A 12,911-nucleotide genomic window follows, 5' to 3' on the forward strand; every position below is an offset into this window, starting at 1 on the left:
TATTTTATTGTTGTGTTCTTGCTATTGGAGGTAAATAATTAACTCCATATTTTTCAAATATTTTTTTAATATTACCATTCTTATAATTTTCATATATTAAGCCATCAATATGATAACTTAATGGTCTATAACTAGTGTGAACTGCTGTTGCAATATCCCAGTGTGATTTCACTTGAGGTATTTTACTAGTCATGTATAATTTGTCTTTATTGTTGTTAAAATCTAATAGATACTCTAGTTGAGATTTTAATCCAGCAATGGCATCAAGTTTGCCCTCTTTAAAATCTTTTATTGCATCTTTAAAGTGGAAATAGTGTTTAACGTTTTTATTGATTAAACCCCTTGCAAATCCTGTTAAGTGGCTATCTGCAAGTGTATCTAACTCAACACCTATAGTATGGTAAGCAAAAATTCCTAAGGTTCTAATTTTTGGGATTTTATCTTTGTGTGTTGCTATAACCCATTTTTCACTATGATATGGCCCTTTAATAGAAACCATATCTGTTTGAAGTTCACCTGTTTGTTTGTCTCTTAATCTTAAATAATCATAATCGTATGGAACTCTAAACATTACATCTGCATAGTTTTTATGAATTAGATTACCCTTCCAAATATTAATTCTTAGATCATCAGCTAAAGTTTCATCAGAACCTGTTAACTGCCATTTAGCCTCCACTTCAAGAGATTTTGCAAGTAATTTTCCTAAGTCTACATCTATCCCTTTTAACTCATTATTTTCTGTAAAAGAGTAAGGTGGAAAATCTTCATAAACAGCTATTGTTATATAACCGCTTTCTTGAATCTCTTCAATACTTCTTGCATTTGCAAAAACTATTAAAAGTGCGAATAAAACTGATAATCTAAGAATTTTCATAATACTACTCTATGCCATCTTTTGTTCTTCTGTCCATAATATATGTTCTAATTGCCCAAATTGCTTCTTGACTTAGAACGTCAGCAAACGAAGGCATATAAACATTACCATTTCTTGTAACACCACTTAATACTTTCCCTAAGAAGTACTCATCTTCAAATTTATCTAACTCTCTTAAATCAGGAGCAATACCACCAGAGATAACATCAAGTCCATGACATCTTGCACAGTTTTCACTATATCCAGATCTTCCAATCTCTACAGCTCTTGCATTGTCAGTACTATATGGATTTTCTGATACCCAAGTATCACCTAATTGTTCTAAACCAGTTGTGTCAACTTTTTGTGGTGTAACACTTCCATGTCCAAATGCAGTTATTGCAGAAAACAAAACTGCAAGTGTTAATTTTTCGATTTTATTCATGTATATCCTTTTGCGAAATTTTTGCATGATGGAATTATAAAGTGTTTTTATAGCCTGATTATAGCGTTGGGAAAAAACTTTTTTATGCTAAATTGATGCTATTTACTTGATATACAATATGAAAAATAATTAAAAGGTAGATAGATGTTTAAAACTGTGTTTCTAATAATTTGTTTTATGTTTACAAATTTATATGCTTTGGAGAAATTAAAAGTGGGTGTTTTAGCCTATGGAACTGTTAACTGGGAATTAGATGTTTTAAAGCATAATAAACTTGATATTAAAAATGGTTTTGAACTTGAAGTTGTTAAATTAGCTTCAAAAAACGCTACATCAATTGCACTTCAATCAGGAAGTGTAGATATTATAGTAACTGATTGGGTTTGGGTAAATACACAAAGGGCAAATGGTGGGGATTATACATTTTACCCTTATTCAAAGGCAACAGGTACATTATATTTGAGTAAAAATAACAACGCAAAAACCCTATTGGATTTAGAAGGAAAAAATATTGGAGTTGCTGGAGGTCCTGTTGATAAAACATGGCTTATTTTAAGGGCATACAGTAAACTAAAATATAAAAAAGATTTTAAAGATATTATTAATCCAACTTTTGCAGCTCCTCCAATACTTTTAAAAAAAGTACTTGATGGTTCTTTAGATGGGGCATTGAACTTTTGGCATTTTAATGCAAAGGCAAAGGCAAAAGGAGCAAGAGCAATTATTGATATTAAAGAGGTTTTTAAAAGTTTTGGCATTGTTGAAGATATACCTTTAATTGGGTGGACATTTAGAAGAGATTTAGCTCTTATGGATCCTAGACTTTATGATTCATTTATAAATGCAAGTAAAAGTGCTAAAAAAATGTTATTGGAAAATGAAAGTGAGTGGAATAGAATAAAACCACTTATGAAAGTAAAAGATGAAGCAACATTTAACTCATTAAAAGAGGGTTATAAAAATGGAGTGATACTTAAATTTGATGAAAAAAATATTGAAGATTCAAGAAAAATATTCAAGGTATTACGAGAGCAAGGTGGAAAGAAACTAGTTAAAAATAGCAAAGAGTTAGACCCTGAAACTTTTTGGGAAATTAATAAATAAAGATTAGGAAAAAGTATTGTTACAAACTAGACTATTATCAATTTGTGCTTTTATTATTATTTGGCAGGCCTCTTCCATAGTCTTCGCATCCCAAGTTTTTCCTTCATCTGTTGATATAGCTATAAAACTATTTGAACATTTAGTAGATGGGGAATTATTAGATGATTTGAGAATTACATTATTTAGGGTTGTAATAACATTTTTTATCACAATGATAATTGGAACATTTTTTGGAATTATAATGGGAATATCAAAAAAAATAGATGATATTTTTGATTTTTTATTAGTTTTAGGTTTAAATATTCCTGCTTTAGTTGTGATTGTTATTTGTTATATCTGGTTTGGATTAACTGATTTTGCAGCACTTTTAGCTGTAATTATAAATAAAGTTCCAATTGTAATTGTTAATATAAGAGAAGGGACTAGAGCAATTGAGTTAAAATATATGGATTTAGCAAAAGTTTATAAGGTGCCAAAAAAACAAATATTTTTTAAGGTATTTTTACCTCAAATCTATCCATATATGATGGCTTCTGCTAGATTATCTTTATCTTTAATTTGGAAAATAGTTTTAGTTGTTGAACTACTTGGACGAAGTGATGGAATAGGTTTTAAAATCTCAATGTTTTTCCAATTTTTTGATATAACTTCTATATTAGCTTATTCTTTAGCTTTTATTTTTATTGTTTTGTTTATAGAAATGGCTATTTTAAAACCTTTAGAAAATAAGATGTTGGAATGGAAATAAAATGATTGATATAAATATTCAAAATAAAAATTTTAATGAAATAAAGGTTTTAGAAGATATTGAGTTCAAAATTAAAGAACAAGAGTTTATTTCAATAGTTGGTCCTAGTGGATGTGGAAAAAGCACTTTTTTAAATTTATTGGCAAATTTAGAAACTGATTTTAAAGGTGAAATCTTTATGCCTTATAAAAATATATCATTTATGTTTCAAGATGATAGATTATTGCCATGGCTTAGTATCAAAGAAAACCTTTTATTAGTTTCAAAATCTAAAGATTTAGATGAGATAAATGATATTTTAAAATTAGTTGCATTAGAAGATGTCTTAGATAAGTTCCCAAAAGCTTTATCAGGTGGTATGAAAAGAAGAGTTGCTCTAGCTAGGGCATTTATAAATCAACCAGAGGTGATATTGTTAGATGAGCCTTTCATATCTTTAGATTTTCCAACTTCCCAAGAATTAAAAAAAGAGTTTCTAAAACTATGTAAAAAGTTTAACCCAATTGTAGTTTTGGTAACTCATGATATTAGTGAAGCAATTTTATTTTCTAATAGAATTTTATTTCTTTCTAGTAAGCCAGCAAAAATAGTTTTAGAGTTTGAAAATCCAAATAATCAAAGTTTTGATATTAAAAATATTGATCAAATAAAAAATAATCTATTGGAAAAATATCCAAATATTCTAAAAGGAGAATTATGATGAAAATTTTAGCTTTTTGTTTATTGGCAATTTCACTTTTTGCCAGTGAATCTAAACTACAAGTTTTTCAACCACCAACAAGCACTTGCCCTAAATCTTGGTTTACAGAGATGGAAAAAGTAGCAAAAGAGGTTGATGTTGTTACAGTGATGAATGTAAAAAATTTAAAAAGACAAATAGGAATACCATATGATATCCAATCTTGTAACACTTCACTAATGGGAGATTATGTTTTTGAAGGAAATGTTCCTTCCCGTGCTATAAAAGATTTTTTGAAGGAAAAACCTAAAAATGCAATTGGTTTATCCCTTCCAGCTTATGAAAATGATAAAAATCCTAAAACAGTATTTATAATTTTTGAGGATAAAACTTACAAAGAGTTTGGAAAATACTAATCTACGAAGGGTAAAGTAATAATAAATTCTGCCCCTTCATAGGTTCTTTTATTATAATTAAAAGTTGTGTTTCTTACTTTTATATTGCCCTTCATCCCTTCAGTAATCAATCTATATGTCATACTAAGACCTAATCCTGTACCTCTAGATTTATGTTTTGTTGTAAAATAAGGCTCAAATATTTTTAAAATTATATCTTCATCAATACCTTCTGCATTGTCTTTAAGTTCTATAAAAATTAAAGAATCTTTAATATATGTTTTTATGAAAATATATTTTTCTTTTATTCCTTTTTCTTCAAAGGCATCTTTTGAGTTATTAACTATATTCATTAAACATTGAGTTAATTCATTTGGGTAACCATTAATTTTAATATCTGTTTGTTCTTTACGTACTATATTGATTTCATGTGTTTTTATACTTCCCATCATTAAAGATAAAAAACTATTAATTTGTTCACTTAAATTAAATTGTTTCTTTTCCCTTTTCCCAATAATAAAGTTTCTAAAATCATCAATTGTTTTTGATAAGTATTGGGTATTTTCATTAATAGAATCAAGAACAGAATACATCTCTTCTTCCTCTAGTATTCCATACTCCTGTTTCATTTTTAAACCACTTGAAGCAGTTGAAATAACAGATAAAGGTTGTCTCCATTGATGGGCAATATTTCCAATCATCTCACCCAATGAGGCCATTTTTGATTGCTCAAGTAAAAGTTTTTGTTTCTCTAACTCTTCATTTTTAAATTGATTTAATTGTTTTACTTTTTCATGGAAAGCATAAGATAAAACTTCTAATTCATCATTTGTGCCTAAAGGCTTATATCTTTCATGAAACTCATTATTGTTTATCTTTTTATATAATTCTATAATAGGTTTAGTAATTGATTCTGCTAATAAATATGAGAGTAAGGTTCCAATTAAAATTAGAATAAAACTCATTAAAAGTACTTTTTTCACAGCATTTTGTATTGGAAATAGATATGCCGATTCTAGTTTTCCAATATTTAATGAAATATTTAATTCATGAAAAAGTGATAAATTTTGATTTTTTAAACTATATGAATAATACCTTTTATTTTCGTCATGGTTGTTTTTATATAGTAGTTCATCCTTTTTAGTATTAAGTATTTCAATATATTCATCACTTGAATTAATTATATATTTTCGTAAAATTTTGTCAAGATTAAATGTAGCTATTAAAGCTCCTTGGGTCGTCTTATAATATTTTACAGGGGAAACAACAATAAACTCATTTTTGTTTTTTTCTAGATAATATGTTGTTTGTCCTAGTGCTAGTGCATTTCTAATATATATGGAGTTACTATATTTAGGAATTACTTTTGTTGTTTTAAAGATTATCTCACCATCAAAATCTATAATATTTAGGTGTTTTACATTTTTGTCTTCCATAAAATTTGAAGCTAGTGGTAAAAGGTATTCCTCTTTATTATCATCATCAATTAAAGAATTAACCATTAGTGAGTTTTTTGCAAGAAGTGTTGTTTGCTCTATTAAATAATAAAGTCTTTCTTGTATCTTTTCTTCTATTTGTAGAGCTTTGTTTTTTAATAAATCTTGTGCATGGGATTCAGTGTTTTTGATAAATAAATAACCAATTGAAAATGAGATTAATAATAAAAAAATAGATAATATTAGGGTAAATTGAATTATGATTTTGTTTTTTATACTATTTTTTATTGGTTTAGATTTCATTACTTTAACTTACCAATTGGGATTACTATCCCTTGTTGATCATATTTTGCAAAGAAAAAATCTTTTTTCTCTAAAGCTTCATGATCAGTTTTACTAAATGGTTTTATATATTTTTTTATTAAACCATCATATTCATCTAAATTTTCTAAGGCATTTTTTATTTTTTCTCCTTCAAAGGAGTTGGCATTTTTTATTGCTTGTGCAATTAGCATAGTAGAATCATATGCTTGAGCAACAGATGAAGGCGATAATATATCAAGAGTAGATTTCTCACCATATTTTTTGATATATCTTAAAGCAAACTCTTCTGCTTTTTTTGATTTATTTTTTATAAAACTAAAAGATTGAATAAATTTCAAATCGATATTACTTAGGTATTTTTTATTTTGCTTATAAAACTTTCCACCTAAAATACCCCAATGTGAAGATATTGATATCCTTATTTGGTTTTCATACAAGGTCTTTAAAATATTTGATGCTTCTAAGGTATTTAAAACCATTAAGATTGATTTTGTTTTATGTTGTTTTATTTTAGATATTAAATTATCAAAATTAGTTTGACCTTGGTTTATAATAATAGATTCAAACTCTTTATTATCTCGTTTTATAAGTTCTAGAGCACCTCTCCCCCAAATAGAATTTTCAACAACTATTAAGGGCTTTTTATCATCTTTTAAAGACTCTTTTAAAAGTCTATTTATAATAAATTTATTATTTGTAGAAACTCTAAAAACATAGTTTTCTTCATAGCCATTATTTACAATTTTATCTGCAGACGCCCAAGGTGAAAAATAAGGTTTTTTACTTTTTTGTATAAATTCTAGTTCTTTTGAAATTATAGAACTTTTTTTACCACCTATTACAACTTTTACATTATCATTTTTTGAAAACTCTTTAAAGTTTTTTAAAGCCTTAGTTGTAACTGCTTCATTATCTTTAGTAAGTAGATCAATCTTTTTACCCAATAATCCACCATTTGAATTAATTTCATCAATTGCTAATTCAACTCCTCTTTTTAAAGATAATCCTGAGTCTTTATTACCAATTGAAAGATTTACATCTAAACCAAAATATATATTCTCTTTATTTGCATACTTTTTATTTAATATCTCTTCCGTTTTCGAAATTATATGTGAACCAATCACTTTTTCATACATTTTTACAATATATTTAGTTTTTTCTCTAAAAGCTTCTTTCTCTTCTTTTGTTAAATAGTGTATTTTTACACCTTCATTTTTTATTGTTTCAAGAAACTCTTTTTCCCTTCTTTGGGTTTCTTCTCTTTCCCATTTTGTAATCTCATCTAAATTAGTAGTTAAAATATCTTGAATCTCCACAGGAAGTTTTCTTAAACTTTTTTTACTCATGGCAAATAGATATGGTAAATAGGCATGTTCACTTATAGTTAAATGTGATTGAACTTTATGAAATTGCATATTTACAATAGCAACTAAAGGGTTTTCTTGTCCATCAACAACCTTATCTTCTAAGGCTTTTTTTGTAGAATGAAAATCAATAGGAATAGCTTGAGCACCTAAAGCTTTAAATTGCTCCATTATTATTCTACTTTTCATAACTCTAATTTTTTTATCTTCAAAATCTTTTGGGCTAGTTAATTTAGAGTTTGCTGTGAAATGCTTAAAGCCATTCTCCCAAAAGGCAACACCTAAAAGATCAATTTTGTCTAAATCTTTTAGAATCATTTTCCCAACTTCTCCATCTAAAAGTTCATAGGCATCTTGTCTTGTTGGAAATAAAAATGGCAAGTCAGCATATTGCATTGAAGGAACTGAAACACTCATTTTTGCTGTGGGAGTTATTAAAATATCGATTTTTCCTTGACTTGCCAGCTCTATCATTTGGTAGTCGTTTCCTAATTCTTGTTTTGGGAAGATTTTAATTTTTACTTTATTATCTGTAAGTTCGGCTATTTTTTTTGCATATAAAACAGAAGCTTCATGTAAAGCACTATTTTTTGGTAGATTATGGGCAAGTTTTAATTCAATCTTGGAGTTATCATCTTTTTTTTCTGTATTTATTAATTCATTTTTATTTATATCTAAAGTCAGAAATAAAAATATCGAGAAGCAAATAATTATTAATAGTATTATTACATTATTTTTCATAATTGTCTCCCTATCCCTGACACTATTATATTATTATATATTTAAATAGTAATTTAAAAGAAAAATTTAATTAAAGTGAAAGTTTTTTAATCAAGGGAGTTTAAAATTAATGTTTTTAATCTTTTATTTATAGTAAGTGCAATTTTGTCATTTTTATTTAGAGGGTGATATTTCCTAAAAGATATATAGTTTGAAGTTTCATCTTCATATATAGAGATAACCATTGGGCAAAAAGTCATATTATGAATATTTTCTTGATGCATTTTAAGGGTAAATGAGGTTTTACAAATAAGTAGATTTATTCCATTTTTAACAACTGCTTTTTCTCCTAAAGCATCGGCAACAGCCTTAGTAGACTTTCCTAAATTTAATTCATGAACTATAACGTATGAATTAAAATTTATTTCATCTTTTAAATTCACATATAGTTCATAAAACTCCTCATCTTGAATTTTTACAGTAAAGTAATTATCCTTATCTATTACCTCATAGGCATTTATACTTAGGCTAAGAACTAAAAGTGCAAAAAAAGATTTAATCATTTTTTACACTTCATCTCAAAGGGTGCAATACCCAAAGTATCTAAATCAGTTTTTGGATGTAAAAAGCCAACTTGTGGAGAAACTGATATAAGTGCCCTTGGTTGAACAAGTGAAATTGGCATTCTAAGCTGTCCATTATAATCTCTAAATGACAGTTTTCTTCCCATATATGCTGCTAAATCAAACTTATCTGAATGGATAAAATCAAGATTTGTTTTTAAATCAGCAGAATTTGTTTTTGTAATTGCTCCAATGATAGATCTAACTGCTGTCCAGTTTGTATAATCCTTTGATTGCATCCATCTTTTTGCAAATTTTTCAAATCTACTTTGCATTTGCGCTGCTCCCCAAGCTTCAATAACTTTATGCCAAGCTGCTGGAGTTAATCCTTGTGTTCCTGCTATTGGTCTTGGCAGCCAAGTATTAAAATACATAAACTCACCAAAATCTCCGTAATGGTCAGCTAACATAATTAAATCATAATCACTAGCTTGGGTAAATACAGGAAATTCTGCATTTGCTTTTCTTCTAATATCTGAATTATTATCCCAAACTTTTTCTTTTACAATTTTTGCATTAAATTTTTTTACTGATCTTTTTATATCTTTTAGTATCTCTTTATCTTTTGGATTTTCTCCACTTATTAAAAAGATATCTTTAAAATCTCTTTTTACTAAAAATTGAACTAGGCCATCATAAAGCATGGCATTTGAAGGAGCTGTATGAAGTAAGTTTTGTAAACAGTAGTTTTGTCTTAAACTTGTAGTTGGACTAGATGCATTTACTATTAAAGCTTTTTTTGAAAGTGGGTCATTTAGTAACTCTTTTAAAAAATCATCTTCAACATTTAAAACTACATATGAGTTTCCTATATTTATAAACTCTTCAAAATCTTTTTTTAACTGAGCTTTATCATAAGAGATTTTTTCAATTAAATTGTATTTTTGATTTAAAAATCTAGCACTTTTATTTGAGTCTATTATGGCTTTTTGTGCGCCTTTTAATCCAAGATCTTCTGGATCTTCAATTATATTTGAAAGTACTGGGGGCTTTTTTACTTTTTGTTCTAGGTATAAAATATTTACTTCTAGTGCAAAGGCATTTATGAAGCCTAACATTAAAAATAGACTAAATAATTGTTTCATTCTTGTTCCTTTTTTTCTTTATTGTAGAAGTATATATAATAAGTATAGCCTCAATCTAGCAAAATGAGAATAAAAATCAATATGCTATATTCTAGCTATAAAGCTTCATTACAATTAAAGATAAATTATAAAAAGGATTATGTATGAAAAAAATTGTAATATTAGTAGCAATGCTACTTATATCAGGGGAATTTGCATTTGCAAAGAATTTAAAGGGTTTATTACACTCTAAAACTAAACTAACTCCTATTACTATTAGTGTTGGTCAACCACTTGCAAGTGAACCATATAAATTAGAAGCGGGTAAATATTACGAACTTGTTCTAAAAAGTGATGGTTCAAGAGAAATACCTATTGTAGGTGCAGCTTTTTTTAGAAATATTTGGGTAAATCAAATATCTATTAATGATATTGAAGTAAGACCATTAGGTTTAGATGGTTTTGAATTTGATGATGAGGGTGAAATTGAAATGACTTTTATCCCTATTAAACCAGGAACTTTTACTTTAGGTTTACCATCAGCTAAAAGTGATAGAGAAAGAGCAACTTTTATTGTTGAATAAATTTTTATAAAAAGGGAATTAGTGATGAAGAAATTAATTTTAACATCTGTTTTATCAGTATTATCAGCATCAATTTTAAGTGCAGATACAATATTCGTATCAAATGAAAAAGATAATACTATCAGTGTAATTGATTCAGTTACAAACAAAGTTATAAAAACATATGAAGTAGGGCAAAGACCTAGAGGAATACTACTTACAAGTGATTATAAAAAATTATATATTTGTGCAAGTGATGATGACACAGTTCAAGCTATGGACACTAAAACTGGGGAAATCTTATATAATTTACCATCAGGTGAAGACCCAGAACAATTTGCACTTCATCCAGATGGGAAAGAGTTATATATATCAAATGAAAATGATGGAATTGTAACAATTGTTGATACTAAAGAAAAATCAGTTGTATCACAAATTGAAGTTGGTTTAGAACCTGAGGGGATGGCTGTAAGTCCAGATGGAAGTGTAGCTATTAATACATCAGAAACATCAAACTTTTTACATTGGATTGATACAAAAACAAAAGAGATTGTCCATAATACTTTAGTAGATGCTAGACCAAGACATATAGAGTTTTCAAAAAATGGTGATAAAGTTTGGGCATCAAGTGAGATTGGTGGGACTGTTGTGGTAGTTGACACTAAAACAAAAGAGAGTGTTGCAAAATTAGGTTTTAAAATTCCAGGGATCTTTAAAGATTTAATTCAGCCAGTTGGTATTAAACTAACAAGCGATGGAAAATATGCCTTTGTAGCTTTAGGACCAGCTAATCATGTTGCTGTAATTGATGCAAAGACATATAAAATTATAAAGTATTTATTAGTTGGAAAAAGAGTTTGGCAATTAGATTTTGCCCAAAATGAGAAAAAACTTTATACTACAAATGGTGTAAGTGGTGATGTATCTGTAATAGATGTTGATTCTTTAAAAGTAGAAAAAACAATAAAAGTAGGAAGATATCCTTGGGGATTAGCAGTAATTCCTAGTAAATAGTAAAGTTGTAAAATGAGTGAAAAGATATTAGAATTAAAAGAGGTAGATTTTTCCTATGGAAAGAAACAGGTATTAGATAAAGTTTCTTTTAATATAAAAAAAGGTGAATTTTCAGTTTTATTGGGACTAAATGGAGCTGGAAAATCAACTGTTTTTTCACTTATTACAAGACTACTTAAACTTGAAGTTGGTGAAATTAATATAAATAATCACTCCATAAAAAATTATAGTGAAGCTTTAAAAAATATTGGTATTGTTTTTCAAGAACCAACTTTGGATTTAGATTTAACTGTTAGACAAAATCTTTATTATTATGGGTCATTAAAGGGTTTAGGTTTTGTTCAAACAATAAAATCTATTGAAAATGAGATTGAAAGACTTGAATTAAAACCACATTTAGATACTACAGCTAGAAAACTAAATGGTGGACATAGAAGAAGAGTTGAAATCTTAAGGGCTTTAATAAATAAACCAAAACTACTTTTACTTGATGAACCTACTGTTGGACTTGATTTAAAAAGTAGATTTGATATTTTAGATTATGTTAGAGATTTAGTAAAAAGGGAAAATCTAAGTGTACTTTGGATTACACATCTTTTTGATGAGGTAAATGAAGATGATGAGATTTCATTTATCAAAAATGGTAAAATAGTAGAAAGTGGTATTGTTAGTAGTATTATGGAAAAATATGAAAAGGAGAATTTGGTTGATACTTTCAATCAAATTGTAAAATAGCTATGAATATATATTTTAATTGTATGAAAGGTATTATCTATAAAGAGTTAATTCGATTTGTAAAACAAAAAAGTAGATTTTTTTCAGCTCTTGTTAGACCTTTACTTTGGCTATTTATCTTTTCAGTTGGTTTTAAAACAGCTTTAGGCCTTGCTATTACACCTCCTTATGAAACTTATATTACCTATGAAACCTATATTGTTCCGGGACTTGTTGGAATGGTATTACTTTTTAATGGTATGCAAAGTAGTTTAACAATGATATTTGATAGGGAGATGGGTAGTATGAAAATACTTTTATCTTCTTATATAAATAGAAATTTTTTATTATTTTGTAAAATGTTTGCAACCTCAATAGTATCAACAATTCAAGCAATTACTTTTTTACTTATTGCAAAATTATATGGTGTAGATATTTCATATATAGCAATAGTGGTAACCATCCCTATTATTATAATCTCATCTATAATACTTAATGCCTTTGCACTTTTTATCTCTTCTGTTATAAGACAATTGGAAAATTTTGCAACTGTAATGAACTTTGTTATCTTCCCAATGTTCTTTTTAAGTTCTGCCTTATACCCACTATGGAAAATTAAAGATTCTTCGATACTTTTATATGAAATTTCTTCATATAATCCTTTTACTTATATAGTGGAATCTATTAGATTCTCACTTTACTTGAAGGTCGATACACAGGCACTTTTAGTACTGGTAATCTCTCTAGTTATAACTTTAATTATGGCATTTTTAGGGTTTAAATCAAAAAAAGTTAACAATAGCTAAACTCACGCTATATTTCTCGTATATACTTCTTTCAAGACAATTTTGAGTCTGACAATTAT

The 12,911-nt window shown here is 27.5% G+C and carries 14 protein-coding genes; 8 read left to right on the plus strand and 6 right to left on the minus strand.

Features of this window, described 5'->3' with window-relative positions:
- Nucleotides 1-4: 4 nt before the first annotated feature.
- A complete protein-coding gene (locus tag AC2TY9_RS05770) occupies nucleotides 5-874 on the minus strand; it encodes a substrate-binding periplasmic protein (protein ID WP_489779985.1) in 870 nt (289 codons plus the stop codon).
- A gap of 4 nt (nucleotides 875-878) precedes the next feature.
- A complete protein-coding gene (gene pedF, locus AC2TY9_RS05775; protein ID WP_489779986.1) occupies nucleotides 879-1,298 on the minus strand; it encodes a cytochrome c-550 PedF in 420 nt (139 codons plus the stop codon).
- Between the two features lie 144 nt (nucleotides 1,299-1,442).
- Here pedF and AC2TY9_RS05780 point away from each other — a divergent pair, with 144 nt between their 5' ends.
- The 4 genes from AC2TY9_RS05780 to AC2TY9_RS05795 are packed head-to-tail and all read left to right on the plus strand — an operon-like array spanning nucleotide 1,443 to nucleotide 4,245.
- Nucleotides 1,443-2,402 (plus strand): ABC transporter substrate-binding protein, encoded by a 960-nt coding sequence (locus tag AC2TY9_RS05780; protein WP_489779987.1) that lies wholly within the window; start codon nucleotides 1,443-1,445, stop codon nucleotides 2,400-2,402.
- Between the two features lie 16 nt (nucleotides 2,403-2,418).
- A complete protein-coding gene (locus AC2TY9_RS05785; protein WP_489779988.1) occupies nucleotides 2,419-3,150 on the plus strand; it encodes an ABC transporter permease in 732 nt (243 codons plus the stop codon).
- Between the two features lies 1 nt (nucleotide 3,151).
- On the plus strand, nucleotides 3,152-3,850 hold the full coding sequence (locus tag AC2TY9_RS05790) for an ABC transporter ATP-binding protein (RefSeq protein ID WP_489779989.1): 699 nt from the start codon (nucleotides 3,152-3,154) through the stop codon (nucleotides 3,848-3,850).
- On the plus strand, nucleotides 3,847-4,245 hold the full coding sequence (locus tag AC2TY9_RS05795; protein ID WP_489779990.1) for a DUF411 domain-containing protein: 399 nt from the start codon (nucleotides 3,847-3,849) through the stop codon (nucleotides 4,243-4,245). Before AC2TY9_RS05790 ends, AC2TY9_RS05795 begins: the two co-directional genes overlap by 4 nt.
- Here the strand turns inward: AC2TY9_RS05795 and AC2TY9_RS05800 are convergent.
- From AC2TY9_RS05800 to AC2TY9_RS05815, 4 genes are all read right to left on the minus strand, one after another.
- Nucleotides 4,242-5,963 carry an ATP-binding protein gene (locus AC2TY9_RS05800; protein ID WP_489779991.1) on the minus strand — a complete coding sequence of 574 codons (1,722 nt, stop codon included), beginning with the start codon at nucleotides 5,961-5,963 and terminating at the stop codon, nucleotides 4,242-4,244. The two genes, AC2TY9_RS05795 and AC2TY9_RS05800, sit on opposite strands and share 4 nt — an antisense overlap.
- Complete coding sequence (locus AC2TY9_RS05805; protein WP_489779992.1) at nucleotides 5,963-8,089, minus strand: DctP family TRAP transporter solute-binding subunit; 2,127 nt, start codon at nucleotides 8,087-8,089, stop codon at nucleotides 5,963-5,965. The genes AC2TY9_RS05800 and AC2TY9_RS05805 overlap by 1 nt, the downstream gene beginning before the upstream one ends.
- Before the next feature lie 86 nt (nucleotides 8,090-8,175).
- Nucleotides 8,176-8,631, minus strand: coding sequence for a hypothetical protein (locus AC2TY9_RS05810; RefSeq protein ID WP_489779993.1), 456 nt, complete (start codon nucleotides 8,629-8,631; stop codon nucleotides 8,176-8,178).
- On the minus strand, nucleotides 8,628-9,776 hold the full coding sequence (locus AC2TY9_RS05815) for a type 1 periplasmic-binding domain-containing protein (RefSeq protein WP_489779995.1): 1,149 nt from the start codon (nucleotides 9,774-9,776) through the stop codon (nucleotides 8,628-8,630). Before AC2TY9_RS05815 ends, AC2TY9_RS05810 begins: the two co-directional genes overlap by 4 nt.
- A 143-nt stretch (nucleotides 9,777-9,919) precedes the next feature.
- Between AC2TY9_RS05815 and AC2TY9_RS05820 the strand changes: the two genes are divergently transcribed.
- From AC2TY9_RS05820 to AC2TY9_RS05835, 4 genes are read left to right on the plus strand one after another with little or no spacing between them, the layout of a single operon-like run.
- The gene (locus AC2TY9_RS05820; protein ID WP_489779996.1) at nucleotides 9,920-10,339 is read left to right on the plus strand and encodes a cupredoxin domain-containing protein; all 420 of its coding nucleotides are present in this window, start codon (nucleotides 9,920-9,922) and stop codon (nucleotides 10,337-10,339) included.
- A gap of 24 nt (nucleotides 10,340-10,363) precedes the next feature.
- The gene (locus AC2TY9_RS05825; protein WP_489779997.1) at nucleotides 10,364-11,332 is read left to right on the plus strand and encodes a PQQ-dependent catabolism-associated beta-propeller protein; all 969 of its coding nucleotides are present in this window, start codon (nucleotides 10,364-10,366) and stop codon (nucleotides 11,330-11,332) included.
- A gap of 12 nt (nucleotides 11,333-11,344) precedes the next feature.
- Nucleotides 11,345-12,067, plus strand: a complete 723-nt coding sequence (locus AC2TY9_RS05830) for an ATP-binding cassette domain-containing protein (RefSeq protein WP_489779998.1) — start codon at nucleotides 11,345-11,347, stop codon at nucleotides 12,065-12,067.
- A 2-nt stretch (nucleotides 12,068-12,069) separates the two neighbouring features.
- Complete coding sequence (locus tag AC2TY9_RS05835) at nucleotides 12,070-12,852, plus strand: ABC transporter permease (RefSeq protein ID WP_489779999.1); 783 nt, start codon at nucleotides 12,070-12,072, stop codon at nucleotides 12,850-12,852.
- The last annotated feature ends 59 nt before the right edge of the window (nucleotides 12,853-12,911 follow it).

Source organism: Arcobacter sp. ISO1, from assembly GCF_058105185.1.

What these genes read in the sequence shown, in the direction of transcription:
- AC2TY9_RS05770 (WP_489779985.1), bottom strand. Translation starts at nt 874, where the DNA reads ATGAAAATTCTTAGATTATCAGTTTTATTCGCACTTTTAATAGTTTTT.
- pedF (WP_489779986.1), bottom strand. Translation starts at nt 1,298, where the DNA reads ATGAATAAAATCGAAAAATTAACACTTGCAGTTTTGTTTTCTGCAATA.
- AC2TY9_RS05780 (WP_489779987.1), top strand. Translation starts at nt 1,443, where the DNA reads ATGTTTAAAACTGTGTTTCTAATAATTTGTTTTATGTTTACAAATTTA.
- AC2TY9_RS05790 (WP_489779989.1), top strand. Translation starts at nt 3,152, where the DNA reads ATGATTGATATAAATATTCAAAATAAAAATTTTAATGAAATAAAGGTT.
- AC2TY9_RS05795 (WP_489779990.1), top strand. Translation starts at nt 3,847, where the DNA reads ATGATGAAAATTTTAGCTTTTTGTTTATTGGCAATTTCACTTTTTGCC.
- AC2TY9_RS05800 (WP_489779991.1), bottom strand. Translation starts at nt 5,963, where the DNA reads ATGAAATCTAAACCAATAAAAAATAGTATAAAAAACAAAATCATAATT.
- AC2TY9_RS05805 (WP_489779992.1), bottom strand. Translation starts at nt 8,089, where the DNA reads ATGAAAAATAATGTAATAATACTATTAATAATTATTTGCTTCTCGATA.
- AC2TY9_RS05810 (WP_489779993.1), bottom strand. Translation starts at nt 8,631, where the DNA reads ATGATTAAATCTTTTTTTGCACTTTTAGTTCTTAGCCTAAGTATAAAT.
- AC2TY9_RS05815 (WP_489779995.1), bottom strand. Translation starts at nt 9,776, where the DNA reads ATGAAACAATTATTTAGTCTATTTTTAATGTTAGGCTTCATAAATGCC.
- AC2TY9_RS05820 (WP_489779996.1), top strand. Translation starts at nt 9,920, where the DNA reads ATGAAAAAAATTGTAATATTAGTAGCAATGCTACTTATATCAGGGGAA.
- AC2TY9_RS05825 (WP_489779997.1), top strand. Translation starts at nt 10,364, where the DNA reads ATGAAGAAATTAATTTTAACATCTGTTTTATCAGTATTATCAGCATCA.
- AC2TY9_RS05830 (WP_489779998.1), top strand. Translation starts at nt 11,345, where the DNA reads ATGAGTGAAAAGATATTAGAATTAAAAGAGGTAGATTTTTCCTATGGA.
- AC2TY9_RS05835 (WP_489779999.1), top strand. Translation starts at nt 12,070, where the DNA reads ATGAATATATATTTTAATTGTATGAAAGGTATTATCTATAAAGAGTTA.